Consider the following 17,312-nt stretch of genomic DNA (forward strand, 5'->3'; position numbering starts at 1 on the left):
ATTTTATCATAAAGTATTCAATCAATCAATTTAAAAACAAAAGAAAACAAAAACAAAAATATCATGGTTGTTTTAAACAAACCATGATATTGATATCAGTTTTGGGATAATTGAATTAGTCCAAACCGTAATTGTAGTCATTGTCTTGCATAGCTTCAACTTCACCAAGGAGGTAACCATTTCCGACTTGAGAGAAGAAGTCGTGGTTAGATGTTCCTGTTGAAATACCGTTCATAACGATTGGGTTGACATCATCAGCTGAATCTGGGAAGAGTGGATCTTGTCCCAGGTTCATGAGAGCCTTGTTAGCATTGTAGCGAAGGAAGGTCTTGACTTCTTCCGTCCAACCAACACCGTCATAGAGGCTTTCTGTATAGCCTTCTTCATTTTCATAAAGAGTGTAGAGCAGATCGTACATCCAATCTTTTAGCTTTTCTTGCTCTTCTTCAGGCAATTCATTGAAACCAAGTTGGAATTTATAACCGATGTAGGTTCCGTGAACAGATTCATCACGAATAATTAATTTGATGATTTCCGCAACGTTGGCTAGTTTGTTGTTACCGAGATAGTAGAGGGGAGTGAAGAAACCAGAGTAGAAGAGGAAGGTTTCGAGGAAGACACTGGCAACTTTCTTTTCAAGTGGGCTACCGTTTAGGTAGATTTCGTTGACAATCTCAGCTTTCTTTTGTAGGTAAGGATTGGTATTGGTCCATTCGAAAATTTCTTCAATCTCAGCCTTAGTATTTAAGGTAGAAAAGATTGAAGAGTAAGATTTAGCGTGAACAGATTCCATAAATTGGATGTTATTGAAAACAGCTTCCTCATGTGGTGTACGGATGTCTGCGCGAAGGGCTTGAACCCCAGTCTCAGATTGCATAGTGTCGAGAAGGGTTAAACCACCAAAGACTTTTCCGACTAAGTCTTTTTCCTTGTTTGATAGCTTTCTCCAGTCGTCTAGGTCATTTGACAAGGGAATACGTGTATCGAGCCAGAATTGCTCCGTCAGTTTTTCCCAAGTTGATTTGTCGATGACATCTTCGATGGCATTCCAGTTAATGGCTTTGTAGTAAGTTTCCATTTTGAAATCTCTTTCTGTGTTTAGTATTGCGAACTCACAATTATCTCTATTTTATCATAATCCTAGAGTAGTTTCGCACAAAAAGTCGGAAGCCCGACTTTTTGTTATTTCATAGTATAGATGCTTATTCCAGTTTAGTTTAGCAGGGTGAATGAATCACTTATCTGAGAAAATGTAGTTTCCTCAAGCAAAGATTAAATCACACAGCTTTCACATTGGTTAGCACCGACTTCTCCACCATCATCTGTAAAGGTACGGACGTAGTAGATAGACTTGATACCCTTGTTAAAGGCATAGTTACGAAGGATTGACAAGTCACGTGTCGTTTGTTTGTTTTCTTTCTTCCATTCGTAAAGTCCTTTTGGAATGTCACTACGCATGAAGAGGGTGAGTGAAAGTCCTTGGTCCACATGCTCAGTTGCAGCAGCATAGACATCAATCACCTTACGCATATCCATGTCGTAAGCAGAAGTGTAGTAAGGAATGGTTTCTGTTGACAAGCCAGCAGCAGGATAGTAGATTTTACCGATTTTCTTTTCTTGACGTTCTTCGATACGTTGCGTAATCGGGTGGATAGAAGCAGAAACGTCATTGATGTAACTGATCGAACCATTTGGAGCAACAGCTAGACGGTTTTGGTGGTAAAGTCCATCTGCTTGAATCTTGTCGCGAAGTTCAGCCCAGTCAGCAGCACTTGGGATAAAGACATCTTTAAAGAGTTCTTTAACACGGTCTGATTTTGGAACAAATTCGCCTGTCACATACTTGTCGAAGTAGCTTCCGTTAGCATAGTCTGATTTTTCAAAGTTATGGAAGGTAATACCACGTTCACGCGCGATATTGTTTGATTCTACCAAGGTCCAGTAGTTCATAAGCATAAAGTAGATGCTTGTAAATTCAACAGACTCAGGCGATCCATATTCAATCAATTGTTGGGCAAGGTAGCTGTGAAGTCCCATGGCACCAAGACCAAAGGTATGAGCTTGGCTATTTCCGTGGTCGATGGTAGGAACAGCTACGATGTGTGAACTATCTGTAACGAAAGTAAGGGCACGAACCATAGCACGGATAGAACGACCAAAGTCAGGTGAAGTCATCATGTTGACTACGTTGGTTGAACCAAGGTTACATGAAACGTCCGTTCCCATTTGAAGGAATTCTTGAGCATCGTTGATCAAGCTTGGTTCTTGGACTTGAAGAATCTCAGAACACAAGTTACTCATGATAATCTTACCATCAACAGGATTTGCACGGTTAGCCGTATCAATGTTGACGACATAAGGGTAACCAGACTCTTGTTGCAATTTAGAGATTTCAGTTTCCAAATCACGCGCCTTGATTTTTGTCTTGCGGATATTTGGATTTGCGACCAATTCATCGTATTTTTCAGTGATGTCGATATAGTTGAATGGCACACCATATTCAAGTTCTACAGAATATGGGCTGAAGAGGTACATTTCTTCATTTTTACGAGCCAATTCGTAGAATTTATCGGGTACCACGACACCAAGTGAAAGGGTCTTGACACGAACTTTTTCATCGGCGTTTTCTTTCTTAGTGGAAAGGAAGGCGATGATATCTGGGTGAAAGACGTTGAGGTAGACAACACCGGCACCTTGACGTTGACCTAATTGGTTTGAGTAAGAGAAGCTATCTTCAAAAAGCTTCATAACTGGTACGACACCAGAAGCTGCTCCTTCATAGCCCTTGATAGGAGCACCAGCTTCACGAAGGTTGCTGAGGGAAATTCCCACACCACCACCGATACGTGAAAGTTGAAGGGCAGAGTTGATAGAACGTCCAATAGAGTTCATGTCATCAGTTACTTGAATCAAGAAACAAGATACCAATTCACCACGACGAGCACGTCCAGCATTCAAGAAGGAAGGAGTAGCAGGTTGGTAGCGTTGGTGGATGATTTCATTGGCAATATCGATTGCAACAGCTTCATTCCCATCAGCGAAATAAAGGGCGTTAAAGAAGACACGGTCTTCCATACTTTCAAGATAATATTCACCGTCGTTTGTCTTCAAGGCATATTGATTGTAAAATTTATAAGCTGCCATAAAAGACTTGAATTGGAAGTTTTGTTCTTTGATAAATTGATGCAATTCTTCCAAAAATTCTGGACGGTATTTCTTGATAAAGGCTGTTTCGATGTAGTTGTGTTCAATGAGGTAGTTGATTTTATCTTTAATTGAATCAAAAACCATAGTGTTTGGAACGACATTTTCTTTAAAGAAGGCATCCAAGGCTTCCTTATCTTTATGAAGCATGATTTGTCCATTAACAGGACGGTTGATTTCGTTATTGAGACGGAAGTAAGTCACGTCTTCAAGATGTTTTAATCCCATAAAATTTCCCTTATCTAATTACAAAAGAAAGGCTTCTAAGTTAGCCCTAGAAGCAGTTTCTTCTGGATGATGTACTAAGATTATGCTAATTGTTTCAATTTTCCTGGTTGGAAACCTGAAAAGACTTCAGTTGGTGTTTGGATAACAGGAGCTGCGCTGAAACCGAGCTCTTTAACTTGATCGATGTACTCAGGTTGCTCATCAAGATTGATTTCACGATAAGCGACATTATTACTGTCCAAGAAACGTTTGGTCATCTTACATTGGACACAGTTGTTTTTAGAATAAACGGTTACCATTGTGTAACTCCTCTTTCAAAATAGATTACTTTCTTAGTATATCAGAAAATAAATTTTTGTCAATGATTTGAAACTAAATATAGTGGTCTATTTTTCTACTCGAGGTCACAAAACACAATATGTAGTGTTTGTTTTGTGAAATAGTGATAGTTATCCTACAAGTAGTTTTTTGGAAAACTATATCCTGTGTTTTGTTATCTAGAATAGAAGATTTTCAGGAAGTTATCTGAAAGGAAATCGAATAAATCCCATAAAATGCTTGAAAAAAATCCGAGAAGATGATATAATACCAAATTGTAAGGGTTATCACATATAACTCAAAAAAGAAAGAACAAAAGGAGAGTCAAACTATGGCTTCTAAAGATTTCCACGTAGTGGCAGAAACAGGTATTCACGCACGTCCAGCAACATTGTTGGTACAAACTGCTAGCAAATTTGCTTCAGATATCACTCTTGAGTACAAAGGTAAATCAGTTAACCTTAAATCAATCATGGGTGTTATGAGTCTTGGTGTTGGCCAAGGTGCTGACGTAACTATCTCAGCTGAAGGTGCAGATGCAGATGACGCTATCGCTGCAATCTCAGAAACAATGGAAAAAGAAGGATTGGCATAAGGAAAATGACAGAAATGCTTAAAGGAATCGCGGCATCTGACGGTGTTGCAGTTGCAAAAGCATATCTACTCGTTCAACCGGATTTGTCATTCGAGACTGTTTCAGTCGAAGATACAAACGCAGAAGAGGCTCGTTTGGATGTAGCTCTTGAAGCTTCTCAAAACGAGCTTTCTCTTATCCGTGAGAAAGCTGTAGGTACGCTTGGTGAAGAAGCGGCTCAAGTTTTTGACGCTCATTTGATGGTTCTTTCTGACCCAGAATTGATTGGTCAGATTAAAGAAACAATCCGTGCCAAGAAAGTCAATGCAGAAGCAGGTCTTAAAGAAGTGACTGACATGTTCATCACTATCTTTGAAGGCATGGAAGACAACCCATACATGCAAGAACGTGCAGCGGATATCCGCGACGTGACAAAACGTGTGTTGGCAAACCTTCTTGGTAAGAAATTGCCAAACCCAGCTTCAATCAATGAAGAAGTAATCGTGATTGCGCATGACTTGACACCATCTGATACAGCTCAATTGGACAAAAACTTTGTAAAAGCTTTTGTAACAAACATCGGTGGACGTACAAGCCACTCAGCTATCATGGCACGTACACTTGAAATTGCAGCTGTATTGGGAACAAATAACATCACTGAAGTAGTGAAAGACGGTGATATCCTTGCCGTTAACGGAATTACTGGTGAAGTGATTATCAACCCAACAGATGAACAAGCGGCAGAATTTAAAGCAGCCGGTGAAGCTTATGCTAAACAAAAAGCTGAATGGGCCCTTTTGAAAGATGCTCAAACAGTGACTGCTGACGGTAAACACTTCGAGTTGGCTGCTAACATCGGTACTCCAAAAGACGTTGAAGGTGTTAACAACAACGGTGCAGAAGCTGTTGGACTTTACCGTACAGAGTTCTTGTACATGGATTCTCAAGACTTCCCAACTGAAGATGAGCAGTATGAAGCATACAAAGCTGTTCTTGAGGGAATGAATGGTAAACCAGTGGTTGTTCGTACAATGGATATCGGTGGAGATAAGGAACTTCCTTACTTCGATATGCCACATGAAATGAACCCATTCCTTGGATTCCGTGCCCTTCGTATCTCTATTTCTGAAACTGGAGATGCAATGTTCCGTACACAAATCCGTGCCCTTCTTCGTGCTTCTGTACATGGTCAATTGCGTATCATGTTCCCAATGGTTGCCCTTTTGAAAGAATTCCGTGCAGCTAAAGCCGTTTATGAAGAAGAAAAAGCAAACCTTCTTGCTGAAGGAGTTGCAGTTGCGGATGACATCCAAGTTGGTATCATGATTGAAATCCCTGCAGCAGCTATGCTTGCAGACCAATTTGCAAAAGAAGTAGACTTTATGTCAATTGGTACAAACGACTTGATCCAATACTCAATGGCGGCAGACCGTATGAACGAACAAGTTTCATACCTTTACCAACCATATAACCCATCAATCCTTCGCTTGATCAATAACGTTATCAAGGCAGCTCACGCTGAAGGTAAATGGGCTGGTATGTGTGGTGAGATGGCTGGTGACCAAAAAGCTGTTCCACTTCTTGTCGGAATGGGCTTGGATGAATTCTCTATGTCAGCAACATCTGTCCTTCGTACACGTAGTTTGATGAAGAAATTGGATACTGCTAAGATGGAAGAGTACGCTAACCGTGCCCTTACAGAGTGTTCAACAATGGAAGAAGTTCTTGAACTTCAAAAAGAATACGTTAACTTTGATTAATGTCATTAACCTTGTAACTTAGTTGCAAGGTTTTTTGATACATTCGGGAATAGTGTAGTCTTGTAAAGTCCACTTTTCAATGAGTCAGAGGCATGATATAATAGGGGGAAACAAATAGAATAAGAGAGAAATCATGTCTAAAGAAATTGATATTGAGTATTACCACCAGCTAGCCTTGCAAAAGCAGAAGGAACACCGTAAAGTTTTAGCCAATCTAAAGAAAAAACCTCCTAAAAACCTAGACAAGATAGCTCAACAGATTCACCAAGAAGTTTTTGAGGAGATTGATTGCACTGCCTGTGCCAACTGTTGTAAGACATTGGGGCCTGATTTTAAAGAAGCGGATATCACCCGTATTGCCAAGTATTTCAAAATGAAATTGCCGGCTTTTGAAGCAGAGTTTCTGCAGGTGGATGAAGATGGAGACAAGGTTTTCAAATCCATGCCTTGTCCCTTTCTAGGAGAAGATAATCTCTGTTCCATCTATGACGTTCGTCCAAAGGCCTGTCGTGAATTCCCTCATACTGATCGCAAAAAGATCCATCAAATCAACCATCTGACGATTAAGAATACCTTGACCTGTCCAGCAGCCTATCTCTTTGTTGAGAAATTAAAGGATAAGTTATAGAGATTTAAAGGATAAAAAATCTCTAATAATAACTAGTAATATGAAGGAGGTGCTCCTGTGCCTAGACCAAAAACAAAAGAGGAGCTAGTGCTGGCCTCTAAGGCAAACTATGACAAGCTCAACCGTTTCATATCTCAACTAAGTGAAGAAGAGTTGCAGACTCCATTTGATTTTTCAAGAGACCAAAAGAAAAAAGAAGCTCACTGGAAAAGGGATAAGAATCTAAGGGATGTCCTGATTCATCTTTATGAATGGCAGCAGTTACTTTTGACTTGGGTACATTCTAATCAAAAAGGTCACGAAAGACCTTTTCTCCCTGAACCTTATAATTGGAAAACTTATGGAGAAATGAATGACGCTTTTTGGAAGAAGCACCAGAAAACCTCATTAGAAGAAGCGACTAGACTCCTAGAACAATCACATAGAGAGGTTTTAGAGTTGATAGAAGTTTTTAGCAATGACGAACTCTTTGCCAAAGGTATCTATCAGTGGACAGGTGGGACAAGTCTAGGTTCTTACTTTGTTAGTAGCACGTCAAGCCACTATGATTGGACTCTGAAAAAACTCAAAGCTCATCGGAAGAATTGTAAGGGATAGATGGCCTATTTGAAATGGCAAGAATGAGTTCTTTTAAACGTAATACTCTTCGAAAATCAAATTCAAACTGCGTCAACGTCGCCTTGCCGTACTCAAGTACAGCCTGCGGCTAGTTTCCTAGTTTGCTTTTTGATTTTCATTGAGTATAAGATAAAAACAAAGGGCTATCAAGTGATGTAGCCCTTTTGAGTTATACAAGCAAATTACCATGCAAAAGCTGTCGTTGGAGCATTGAGCGCTTCTAACCACTGTTTATTTTTTACGGGGCAAAGAGTTACGGATATACCTGCCATATCCAGACTGGTCATAAATGTTCCTGATTTTATAAAGGTAATAGTGACTCCTTCAATTTCTAAGAGTTGAAGGAGATCATTGATAAATATGCCCATTTCTAAGTTGCTGGTAGTGCCTAGATTATTTACAAGCAATATAAATTGATCACCCTTTTTCCAATGATAGTGCAATCTTAATTTACTTATAATTTCATTTGCTAGGATTTCCGAAGATTGGAATGGGACGATACGATATCCTTCTTCGCCATGTATCCCTATGCCATAAGAAATATTTCCTTCTTCCAAGTTAAATAGTGGGAGGGTGGCTTGGGGGAGACTAGCAGCTTTCGTTGCAAAGCCAATTGTTGCGATTTCGGGAGCAAGTTCATGACCTAAATCAGTTAGTTGCTCTATGTCGGCACCATTTTGAGCTGCATATCCTAGAACTTTATGAAGTAAAATAGTCCCTGCAAGCCCTCTTCCTCTAATTTGAAATCTATTGTGAGGTTCAATGGAAATATCGTCGTGTGCTAGACTATAGCCGACCTTAATTCCTTCTTGTCTAGCAGTATTAATGGCCCAGCTAAATTCTTTGATGTCTGCTTCGAAATTTTTTACAATGATGAAGACACCGTGGCCATTGTTTAAAAAACGAATGGACTCTAAGATTTCAGTTCTTGTAGGAGGAGTAAATAATTGGCCATAGATAGCAGCAGTAAGCATTCCTTCTCCCACATATCCAATATGAGCAGGTTCGTGACCTGAACCTCCACCCGACAATATTGGAACCTGATGAGGATTGCGATTTTTTTGATAGACTAGTGGTAAAGTAGGGTGTTTTTCTAATTCAGGATGACTGCTGACAGTTGTCGAAATGTAACTTGAAATAATTTTCTGTTTATGATTTGAAATAAATGTCATTGTGGTCTCTTTCCAATAATTGTCATGATTAGAAAGTCTGGTTGTGGAACTGGACTTTTTTTATTGACGTAAGCCTTCACGATTTCTGCTAGAGCATGTGAATGATAGTCTAACAAAAAACAAGTATAAGCAGATGAATCGATATCAATCTGGCCATATTCTCTTAAAATTTTTAATACAAGCAAACGACAGTAGCTGATAAAGTGGTCATAGAAGTTATTTTGCCCTTGAATATCAAAAAGTTGAATATAAAAGTCACGCTCTTGTTCGAAATAAAAAAATAATTCTTGTAATAGTTTTTGGCCTGAAATGAAGTCCAAGTTATTGGTGATATACTCGGTTAAGTCATTTTCAAATATCCAGTCGAGCAGTTCATATTTGTCAAGAAAGTGATTATAAAAGGTCTGTCTACGAATGCCAGCTGATTCCATGATCTCTACAATAGAGATTTTGTCAAATTCTCTAGTAGCTAATAGGTCTCTAAATGCCTTGGCAATCCGTTTTTTTGTAATAAGTGATGATGCCATAGGAAGCCTTTCTTTTACTTACTTCATTTTACCAAAAAAATGTTTTAAACGGGTTTAAAAGGGGACAAATAATAGAATCTGTCCCTTACCAGCCAGAGGTAAAAAATATATAATGAAAGCGAAAACAAAGGTACATGCCGAAAGGAGTTTCTCATGAAAAAAATTATAAATGAACCGACACAGGTTGTTGATGAAATGTTGCAGGGATTGTCATTCATGCATGATGACTTGGTAGAACGCTTAGATGGCTTTGATGTTATCGTTAGAAAGGCAGAAAAGACAGGAAAAGTTGGACTCATTTCAGGTGGAGGTTCAGGACATGAACCAAGTCATGCTGGATTTGTAGGAGATGGAATGTTGTCTGCTGCCATTTGTGGAGCAGTCTTCACTTCACCTACTCCGGACCAAATTTTAGAAGCCATCAAGGCGGCTGATGAAGGTGCTGGAGTTTTCATGGTCATCAAGAACTATTCTGGGGACATCATGAACTTTGAAATTGCACAAGAACTTGCTGAAATGGAAGGTATTGATGTAGCAAGTGTTGTGGTTGATGATGATATCGCTGTTGAAAATAGTCTCTATACCCAAGGTCGTCGAGGTGTTGCAGGTACTATTTTAGTCCATAAAATTTTAGGTGATGCGGCTCGTTCTGGTAAATCATTATCTGAAATGAAGGACTTGGCCGACAAACTTGTCTTAGAAATTAAAACAATTGGCTTAGCCTTGTCTGGAGCAACCGTACCTGAGGTTGGGAAACCAGGTTTTGTTCTAGAAGATGATGAATTTGAATACGGAGTTGGTATTCACGGTGAGCCAGGATATAAAAAAGAGAAAATGCAACCTTCAGCACAATTGGCCTCAGAATTGGTTGAAAAACTATCTGAAGGTTTCCGACTTAAGGCTGGTGAACGCTATGGCCTTCTCATCAATGGTTTAGGAAGCACTCCTCTTATGGAACAATATGTATTTGCAAATGATGTGGCTAAATTACTCCATGAAAAAGGTGTTGAGTTGGCGTTTAAGAAAATTGGAAACTATATGACCTCAATCGATATGGCTGGCTTATCATTAACATTGATTCGATTGGCAGATGATGAATGGTTGGATGCTCTAAATGCACCTGTTACTACACCAGCTTGGTAAAACTCAAGGAGGAAATATCACATGAATGCTGAACAAGCTCTTGAATGGATGAAGCTTTTTAATGAGAAGATTCAAGAACAGAAAGATTATCTTAGTGAGCTAGATACTCCTATAGGAGATGGAGACCACGGTGGAAATATGGCGCGTGGCATGGCTGCAGTTATTGAAAACTTAGAAGGCAAGCAATTTGAGACAAGTAGTGATGTTTTTAAACTTGTTTCAATGCAACTACTGAGTAAGGTAGGTGGTGCTTCTGGTCCCTTGTATGGCTCTGCTTTTATGGGCATGGCCAAGGCTGATTCAAATTCGAAATTAGAAGAAATCTTACAAAGTGGTTTGGATATGATTGTCAAACGTGGGAAAGCAGAAGTTGGAGAAAAGACAATGGTTGATGTTTGGACTCCTGTTATTGCCGCCTTGTCTGATGGCCAGTTGACTCAAGAGGTTATTGATCAGGTAGTGAATGCTACCAAAGATTTACTTGCAACTAAAGGAAGAGCATCTTATGTAGGAGAACGATCTCTCGGACATATTGACCCTGGATCGTTTTCATCAGGATTACTCTTTACTGCTCTTTTAGAAACCGGGGTGGTTTAATGGGAAGTATTGGTCTTGTTATCGTTTCACATTCCAAAAACATTGCACAAGGTCTTGTTGAACTGATTGGTGAAGTAGCTAAAGATGTTCCGATTACTTATGTAGGAGGAACCGAAGATGGAGAAATTGGAACGAGTTTTGATCAAGTAGATAGGGTTGTTTCTGAAAATCCAGCAGATACTTTACTTGCCTTTTTTGACCTAGGTTCTGCTAAAATGAACTTAGAAATGGTGGCTGATTTCAGTGATAAGAGTATCATCATCAACAGTGTTCCAATTGTAGAAGGCGCCTATACTGCAGCTGCTCTTCTTCAGGCTGGGGCAGAACTGCCGGTTATTCAAACACAGTTGGCGGAGCTTGAAATTAATAAATAAGGAATTTACTATTACTCCTTTTTTAGGTGGGCTATTAATTATCACTACTATCAAAGTTTAAGTAAATAATTTCAAAATCAGAAAGGGATTGCTTGCGCAGTTCCTTTTTAATTTAACAGGAGTGGAATCATAGCGTTTCTAAATTGTTAATACTCTTCGAAAATCAAATTCAAACCACGTCAACGTCGCCTTGTCGTACTCAAGTACAGCCTGCGGCTAGTTTCCTAGTTTGCTCTTTGATTTTCATTGAGTATAATAATTCAAAACTGATTGTGATAGGACTATTCTAGCTTTAGAATACTTTAAAAATTAAAATTTAAGGCAATCAATAGCTTAGAATAGTGCGAAAACATTTAGTTTATAGGAATTCTAGGTCTAGAATTACATGGATATTCATGAAGTTAGGGTATTCGATAGTTAGGATTGTTCTATTCTGAAAGATTTAAGCTGTCAATTGTATAGGAGAGTAGTTTGACAATGAATTTTGTTGAAAGATTCCTTGTTTTATGGTAGTCTAAAGTAAAAGAAAGCCCTACCATTATATTTGTATCTTTAATCTGACTTGGTTTATGTCTAGGAGTCTGGGACAAAAAGATTTTGATTTTAGGAACTCTTTATTATAATTTTTTAAAATCGATAGATTAGACAAAAAGGCGAACAAAACAGAATTCTGAATGTCAGATAACTCGTTTTGTTCGCTTTTTGTATTTAAGGTTAAACTTTTGTCCCAGCCTCATTTTTTTGGTTTATTTTACTATAATAATGTTGACAACGCTTTCAAATCATGTTATTATTAAAGCATAAAATAAAAAGTAAAAAAAGCTATGAAAAGAGAAATCTTATTAGCTATAAGTTTGTTGTCTTTGATATTAACCGTCTCGGTAATAAGTCACTTTCCTGCTAAAAATCAGGGCTTTGATTCAGGACTTGTGTTTGTTGCTAAGTAAAAATGGTTTGAATAGTTTAATTAAGAAAGGAGTCTAGGATATGAGTTACAACAACATTTTTCTAGGAAAATTAAAATACCTAGCCCTGTTTTTGGTTGCTGTTCAGAGTATATTATTTGCTCTGACAGCAATTTTTTTTACAGGTGTATCTTATCAAGAAACATGGCAGCACTACAACCAGAATAATCGAACTATAACGCTGTACCTTCAAAAGCTAAGTCCAATTCAGCAAGAAAAAGCGTTTTATTATTTAAATGAGAGAAGTGATTTAGCCGTTTGGACTCATCGAGTCATTCAAGATTCTAAAGGCAATGGTATACAAAAACATTATATAGATGCCATGGGAAATTCTGATTATTTTTCTGATTTTAACTATCACCATTCAAATATTTTAACTAAGTCACAGCTAAAAGTCTTACTAGAGCATGAGGATAGTAAGAAAACGATAGGAATTGCTGAGGCGTCTCATGATACACTTTATGAGCTACCGAGGCCTTTATTTACTGTTCCGATTGTTATTGATCGATTAGAGCAAGTTTATCAAAAAACCAATACTTTAACGGGAATCTATCATGTAAATGGTTTAGAATCAGAAACAGACAAAAGTGAATTTATCAAACAGTTTGCGAGTGCCACAGACTTATCAGAGGAAAATTTTCTACAGGAAAAATTTGGTAGTCGTCGTGATTATGGTCTAGTTCCTTTTGTTCTCATAGGTTTGCTGTTATTCACAATGTTAACGCTGTTAATATTATTGCTTGTAATTGTTCTTCAGGCCTATGAAAAATTTGGTAGTCTCACCCTACTGGGATGGAGTCGAAATGAATTTTGGTTAGCATTATTTAAACCTATTATTTATCCATCGGTTCTTAGCACACCTATATTAGCTGTAGGCATTTGGTGGTTGACAGGCTGGTCCCAAGTTTCATACTATATTTTGATACCTATCATGGGCCATATAGTATTTTCAATGTTTGCCTTAGCTACTATTCTCATTATTCCTAGTTTGATAGTTTATTCAGTGACTGCTTTGTCTACTATTCACAAACGTTTTCCAAGTAGACTATTGACTATTTTAGGTATTAGTTCCTACATTGCGTTAAGCAGTATCTTAATTGCTACCAGTTATTCTCTAGATGGTCCTTTGTACCGTTTTATGGATAATGTCCATATTGCTAGGGCGTGGAAAAGTGTTGAGAATATGCAAGTAATTGATTCTTTTTCTGAAGGCGATGACTTGGGAACACTGGCAGGTACGAGTAATACATTAGAATTAAGTATGTATCATCTTTATACAAAAATAGGTCATGATGAAGGTGTCTATTTAATTCATAGTCAATACTACGGACAAGATTTTTTGGCGAACGTGACTGCTTATCAGAATCTACCTAGTAAACCATTTTGGTATCTAGTTTATTCTTATAATTATTTAACTGAACTAGGTTTTCAGTTTTCTGAAGAAGAATTAAATGAGATACGAAGTGGTAGCAGATTGTATCTGATTCCAGATAGTTATACAACTGAGGAGCAGCAACGTATGCGAGCATATTTAGAAGAAAGTGTCAAAGTCTATGATGGGGATGTGGAGACACCATTTACACAAAATCGTCAATTCATTTATAAAAGCTATTCCACAACTAAAGATATTTTCCTTTGGTCCACAAATTTACAACAAGGGGTAACTAGTAAGGAGCCGATTATTTTTGTAGCTAGTCCTGAAAATCTTTATTTTAAGGAGAGTGCGAATCTTGTTGTTTCGGGTTTCAATGGTTATCTCAAAATACGTAATCAGAATATTCTGACTCGTGTGAAGGAAGAGATAACGACTCATTTTCCAGATCTTATGGATAACGATATTCAATTTACACCAGTTAGGCGATATATTGATGGACGCCAGAAAGAGTTGAGTTATACTTTTTATTTATTTGGTAGCCTTATATTAGCTGTATTGATTAGCTTAACTTCAATACTGATTGCTTTGGTATTGATGTATCGAATTACTTATCAAGATCGGTTAATAGTGCAATACTTCTTAGGATTTGGTTTATGGGCACGTTATAAAGGAATTATGATTTTGGTGATTGTTTCTGCTATTATAGAGGTACTAATTAGTTTCTTATTGAAAACAAAATTGGGTATAGTGTCCGCCGCTTTATCTCTATGTTTGCAGTCAGTTCTTCTATATGGTTTTCTTTTACGGAAAGAACAGCAGAAAATCTTAAATATATTTAAGGAGTAAGAATATGCCAACTATTTCAGTCAGACAGTTATCGAAATATTACGGTACAAAACGTGTTATTGAGAATATTTCATTTGATATTTCGGATAGAGAATTTGTTGCGTTGATTGGTCCATCCGGTTCAGGAAAATCTACGTTACTCAACCTTATTGGCTTATTAGAAACTGTTGATGAGGGAACAATCACGATTGATGGTGAGATTCTACCACAAGTTAACTCTAAAAAGGCAACCCATCTCCGTCGAAATGTATTAAATTACTTGTTTCAATCTAATGCCCTGATTCCAAATGAAAGTGTTGGTGATAATTTGATGCTAGCACTTCATTACACTAATTTAACTAAGGAAGAAAAAGATAAAAAAATAAAGACAGTTTTATCAAAAGTTCACATGGAATCTTTCTTGGAGAGTCGTATTAATGAGTTATCAGGTGGAGAACAGCAGCGAATTGCTATCGCTCGTGCTATTCTAAAGCCAGGAGAGTTGATTCTAGCAGATGAGCCAACTGGCTCCTTGGATCCACAAATGGCTCAAACAGCCTTTGAATTACTGAAACTGCTACGTGATGAGTACGGGAAAACGATTATTTTGGTGACGCATAATATGTATCAGGCTCAGCAATGTGATAGAATTATTGACTTAGAACGCTTAAAAGATTTGCACTGACACGTGTTGCTACATAGATTGCTCATTGTTAGGAAATATTCATGAAAAAATTAATTATTATTGCATTGTGAAATCAGAAGGTATCATACTTTACAAAATTATTCCAAAAAACAGTGTATCAAATTAATTGATGATTGAAGAGTTTTCTAAAAATAAAACTGCTTATAATCTGTGGGTTTTCTCTTTTTAGTGAATATATAAAATGTGGAGAATTAAGACATATATGAGCTAAATGCTTGGCTTACGTTTATAAAAATACAGTAACTCTCCTTAGATATGGCATTTATTGGGAGAGCTTTACATTTTATACAACTACTTTCCTAAAGTATAAAAGCTAATAAACTAGGATGTGTTGACTTTATGGAGATTAGTATTTTATTTGTATTAACCGATTATTGTGGTGCAGGATAGTAATAAATGATTGTAAGATATTTATATTTTTGTTTCGCAGGAAGTCTAGTGTTTAATTATCTATAATTTATAGAAGAAGTTGGTGAGAAAATGAAGTCAAAAGTAATCAATTTATATACATATATGGAAGCTTATAAAGACGATGAAGTTTTTGAAAATTACAAATATATAAACAACATTGAAAGTATGCAGGAACAGGAATACGCTGATGTTAACGAAATTGCTTCTCATATATTTAATAATATAGAGCGTCAAGCAGGGGTTGAAACAAAGAAATTATCTGGATATTATTTGGATAAAAAAGTTGAAATAGGATTTCGAGAACAATTTGATTTATTGAGGTTTTCAAATGACAGTATATTGAATATTGAATTGAAGAGTGAGAGAATTCCAGATGAAGAAATTAAAGATCAATTAATAAGGCATAAGTTTGTATTAGGCTGTGTAGATACTGAGAAAGAAATTTATACATTCACATACGTAAGTGAAACAAAAGAGTTGTTTACAATTTCAAATGAAAGTTTGACAAAAGTAACAATAGATATTTTATGTAATTTAATATCTCTAGACTATCTTGAAAACAATTTGCTGGACGATTTAGATGCTGACAGTCTTATTGTATCTCCATACTCAGATATTAAAAGATTCATTGATCATAGGTATTTTTTAAATAGTGAGCAAAAGAAAATAGTACAGGATATTTTATCAACTGCTAAGAAAGTGAGCATGATTAAAGGAGGAGCTGGAACTGGTAAAACACTTGTATTATTTGACTTAGCTGATAAATTAACTAAGCTAGGAAGTAAAGTATTGTTAATATTTTGTTCAATTCTAGAAAACCCCATTGAAATTGATAATCAAGTAGATTTTAAATTTATACATATTAAACAATTACAAAGTCTGACCATAGAGAATTTTGATTACATATTGCTTGATGAGTCTCAACGATTATACGAAGAAAACTACAATAGGGTTATAGAGAGTCCTGCTAAATTAATTTTTTGTGTAGATAAAGCTCAAACTTTAAAGTATGAAGAGAATAGTTTAAATGTAGAACAAAAATTGGAAAATATAGTAGGTGTACAGAAATTTGATTTAAAGGAAAAAGTTAGAACGGACGAGTCGCTTTCGACTTTTATTTTAAAATTGTTCGAAAAAGATCGTAATGGTTTACAGCCTATAGAATTTCCAAAAGTAAATGCTGTATATTTTGATAGCGTGACTAGAGCTCGATACTTTATTGAAGTAATGGAACGAGATGAAAATTATGAATCAATAGAAGTTGCCTCCTATAAAACTAAGGCCACTGGGACAACTTATAATGAAAAGATTAAATCAGATTCTAAAGATGGCTTCACGGTCATTGGACGAGAATATGAAAATGTGATTATACCAATTGATGATAGGACGATCTATATTGAAAATAAACTAGTATTTAGGCCGACAGGATTCTACTATCCATATTTGGGAACAAATGGTATTTTTCAAGCCATTACAAGAGTAAAGAAACATTTACTTTTCGTGGTGATAAAAAACAAAGAAATTTATACAGAAATTCAAGAATTGATTAATTGGGAGAAACGACGAAATCTGAGAAGAATTAGTAATAGGATCAAGTTATTGAGAGAAACAAATAACTCTCAGTTTAGTGATGTAGCCAAAGTTTGTAAGTGTCTTGAATCAACTTACAAAAATATAGAGGAAACAGGGAAGTTTCCAAACAATAAGATATTGAAAAGATTGTCCAATTTTTATAATGTAAGTAGTAATTTTTTAATTGGAGAACCAATTGAATTATCAATGACTGAATTTGATATAGTGTATCAGAAGAAAATCAAAGGTATGAACAAAGAACAAATAGTAGAGTTAAATGAGTCTTTAATTAATTTTCTTAACGATTAAATAATA

The 17,312-nt window shown here is 36.6% G+C and carries 15 protein-coding genes; 10 read left to right on the top strand and 5 right to left on the bottom strand.

Annotated features, from left to right (window positions below):
- Positions 1–115: 115 nt before the first annotated feature.
- The 3 genes from nrdF to nrdH all read right to left on the bottom strand — a co-directional run bounded on the left by nrdF (position 116) and on the right by nrdH (position 3,731).
- Positions 116–1,078 (bottom strand): class 1b ribonucleoside-diphosphate reductase subunit beta, encoded by a 963-nt coding sequence (gene nrdF, locus SK608_RS05180; protein ID WP_033677082.1) that lies wholly within the window; start codon positions 1,076–1,078, stop codon positions 116–118.
- Positions 1,079–1,272: 194 nt separating this feature from the next.
- Entirely contained in the window at positions 1,273–3,432 is a 2,160-nt protein-coding gene (gene nrdE / locus SK608_RS05185; RefSeq protein ID WP_033677086.1) for a class 1b ribonucleoside-diphosphate reductase subunit alpha, read from the bottom strand.
- Positions 3,433–3,512: 80 nt separating this feature from the next.
- Positions 3,513–3,731 carry a glutaredoxin-like protein NrdH gene (gene nrdH, locus SK608_RS05190; protein ID WP_000259240.1) on the bottom strand — a complete coding sequence of 73 codons (219 nt, stop codon included), beginning with the start codon at positions 3,729–3,731 and terminating at the stop codon, positions 3,513–3,515.
- Positions 3,732–4,081: 350 nt separating this feature from the next.
- Between nrdH and SK608_RS05195 the strand changes: the two genes are divergently transcribed.
- From SK608_RS05195 to SK608_RS05210, 4 genes are all read left to right on the top strand, one after another.
- Positions 4,082–4,345 (top strand): phosphocarrier protein HPr, encoded by a 264-nt coding sequence (locus SK608_RS05195; RefSeq protein ID WP_000146947.1) that lies wholly within the window; start codon positions 4,082–4,084, stop codon positions 4,343–4,345.
- A 5-nt stretch (positions 4,346–4,350) separates the two neighbouring features.
- Positions 4,351–6,084, top strand: a complete 1,734-nt coding sequence (ptsP, locus tag SK608_RS05200; RefSeq protein WP_020902391.1) for a phosphoenolpyruvate--protein phosphotransferase — start codon at positions 4,351–4,353, stop codon at positions 6,082–6,084.
- Between the two features lie 133 nt (positions 6,085–6,217).
- Positions 6,218–6,712 carry a YkgJ family cysteine cluster protein gene (locus SK608_RS05205; RefSeq protein ID WP_033677090.1) on the top strand — a complete coding sequence of 165 codons (495 nt, stop codon included), beginning with the start codon at positions 6,218–6,220 and terminating at the stop codon, positions 6,710–6,712.
- A gap of 57 nt (positions 6,713–6,769) precedes the next feature.
- On the top strand, positions 6,770–7,309 hold the full coding sequence (locus tag SK608_RS05210) for a ClbS/DfsB family four-helix bundle protein (protein WP_033677092.1): 540 nt from the start codon (positions 6,770–6,772) through the stop codon (positions 7,307–7,309).
- A gap of 203 nt (positions 7,310–7,512) precedes the next feature.
- Here the strand turns inward: SK608_RS05210 and dhaQ are convergent, their stop codons facing one another.
- Both dhaQ and dhaS read right to left on the bottom strand, forming a co-directional pair.
- A complete protein-coding gene (dhaQ, locus tag SK608_RS05215) occupies positions 7,513–8,502 on the bottom strand; it encodes a DhaKLM operon coactivator DhaQ (protein WP_033677094.1) in 990 nt (329 codons plus the stop codon).
- Positions 8,499–9,029 (bottom strand): dihydroxyacetone kinase transcriptional activator DhaS, encoded by a 531-nt coding sequence (gene dhaS, locus SK608_RS05220; RefSeq protein ID WP_033677096.1) that lies wholly within the window; start codon positions 9,027–9,029, stop codon positions 8,499–8,501. Before dhaS ends, dhaQ begins: the two co-directional genes overlap by 4 nt.
- Positions 9,030–9,182: 153 nt before the next feature.
- Here dhaS and dhaK point away from each other — a divergent pair, with 153 nt between their 5' ends.
- The 6 genes from dhaK to SK608_RS05250 all read left to right on the top strand — a co-directional run bounded on the left by dhaK (position 9,183) and on the right by SK608_RS05250 (position 17,306).
- Positions 9,183–10,172: a dihydroxyacetone kinase subunit DhaK gene (gene dhaK / locus SK608_RS05225; protein WP_033677099.1), complete on the top strand. Its 990-nt coding sequence runs from the start codon at positions 9,183–9,185 to the stop codon at positions 10,170–10,172.
- A 21-nt stretch (positions 10,173–10,193) separates the two neighbouring features.
- The gene (dhaL, locus tag SK608_RS05230; protein WP_033677101.1) at positions 10,194–10,769 is read left to right on the top strand and encodes a dihydroxyacetone kinase subunit DhaL; all 576 of its coding nucleotides are present in this window, start codon (positions 10,194–10,196) and stop codon (positions 10,767–10,769) included.
- A complete protein-coding gene (gene dhaM / locus SK608_RS05235) occupies positions 10,769–11,143 on the top strand; it encodes a dihydroxyacetone kinase phosphoryl donor subunit DhaM (protein ID WP_033677102.1) in 375 nt (124 codons plus the stop codon). The genes dhaL and dhaM overlap by 1 nt, the downstream gene beginning before the upstream one ends.
- 987 nt (positions 11,144–12,130) lie before the next feature.
- Positions 12,131–14,329, top strand: a complete 2,199-nt coding sequence (locus SK608_RS05240; RefSeq protein ID WP_033677105.1) for a hypothetical protein — start codon at positions 12,131–12,133, stop codon at positions 14,327–14,329.
- Between the two features lie 4 nt (positions 14,330–14,333).
- Positions 14,334–14,993 carry an ABC transporter ATP-binding protein gene (locus SK608_RS05245; RefSeq protein ID WP_033677108.1) on the top strand — a complete coding sequence of 220 codons (660 nt, stop codon included), beginning with the start codon at positions 14,334–14,336 and terminating at the stop codon, positions 14,991–14,993.
- A gap of 501 nt (positions 14,994–15,494) precedes the next feature.
- A complete protein-coding gene (locus SK608_RS05250) occupies positions 15,495–17,306 on the top strand; it encodes a DNA/RNA helicase domain-containing protein (protein WP_033677111.1) in 1,812 nt (603 codons plus the stop codon).
- Positions 17,307–17,312: the final 6 nt, after the last annotated feature.

Source organism: Streptococcus mitis subsp. hohhotensis (assembly GCF_000722775.1).
GTDB lineage: Bacteria > Bacillota > Bacilli > Lactobacillales > Streptococcaceae > Streptococcus > Streptococcus carlssonii.

Excerpts from the sequence above, each read along its gene's own strand:
- dhaQ (WP_033677094.1), bottom strand. The coding sequence starts at position 8,502 with ATGACATTTATTTCAAATCATAAACAGAAAATTATTTCAAGTTACATT.
- SK608_RS05195 (WP_000146947.1), top strand. The coding sequence starts at position 4,082 with ATGGCTTCTAAAGATTTCCACGTAGTGGCAGAAACAGGTATTCACGCA.
- ptsP (WP_020902391.1), top strand. The coding sequence starts at position 4,351 with ATGACAGAAATGCTTAAAGGAATCGCGGCATCTGACGGTGTTGCAGTT.
- dhaK (WP_033677099.1), top strand. The coding sequence starts at position 9,183 with ATGAAAAAAATTATAAATGAACCGACACAGGTTGTTGATGAAATGTTG.
- SK608_RS05205 (WP_033677090.1), top strand. The coding sequence starts at position 6,218 with ATGTCTAAAGAAATTGATATTGAGTATTACCACCAGCTAGCCTTGCAA.
- dhaL (WP_033677101.1), top strand. The coding sequence starts at position 10,194 with ATGAATGCTGAACAAGCTCTTGAATGGATGAAGCTTTTTAATGAGAAG.
- dhaS (WP_033677096.1), bottom strand. The coding sequence starts at position 9,029 with ATGGCATCATCACTTATTACAAAAAAACGGATTGCCAAGGCATTTAGA.
- SK608_RS05245 (WP_033677108.1), top strand. The coding sequence starts at position 14,334 with ATGCCAACTATTTCAGTCAGACAGTTATCGAAATATTACGGTACAAAA.
- SK608_RS05250 (WP_033677111.1), top strand. The coding sequence starts at position 15,495 with ATGAAGTCAAAAGTAATCAATTTATATACATATATGGAAGCTTATAAA.
- nrdH (WP_000259240.1), bottom strand. The coding sequence starts at position 3,731 with ATGGTAACCGTTTATTCTAAAAACAACTGTGTCCAATGTAAGATGACC.
- nrdE (WP_033677086.1), bottom strand. The coding sequence starts at position 3,432 with ATGGGATTAAAACATCTTGAAGACGTGACTTACTTCCGTCTCAATAAC.
- nrdF (WP_033677082.1), bottom strand. The coding sequence starts at position 1,078 with ATGGAAACTTACTACAAAGCCATTAACTGGAATGCCATCGAAGATGTC.
- dhaM (WP_033677102.1), top strand. The coding sequence starts at position 10,769 with ATGGGAAGTATTGGTCTTGTTATCGTTTCACATTCCAAAAACATTGCA.
- SK608_RS05240 (WP_033677105.1), top strand. The coding sequence starts at position 12,131 with ATGAGTTACAACAACATTTTTCTAGGAAAATTAAAATACCTAGCCCTG.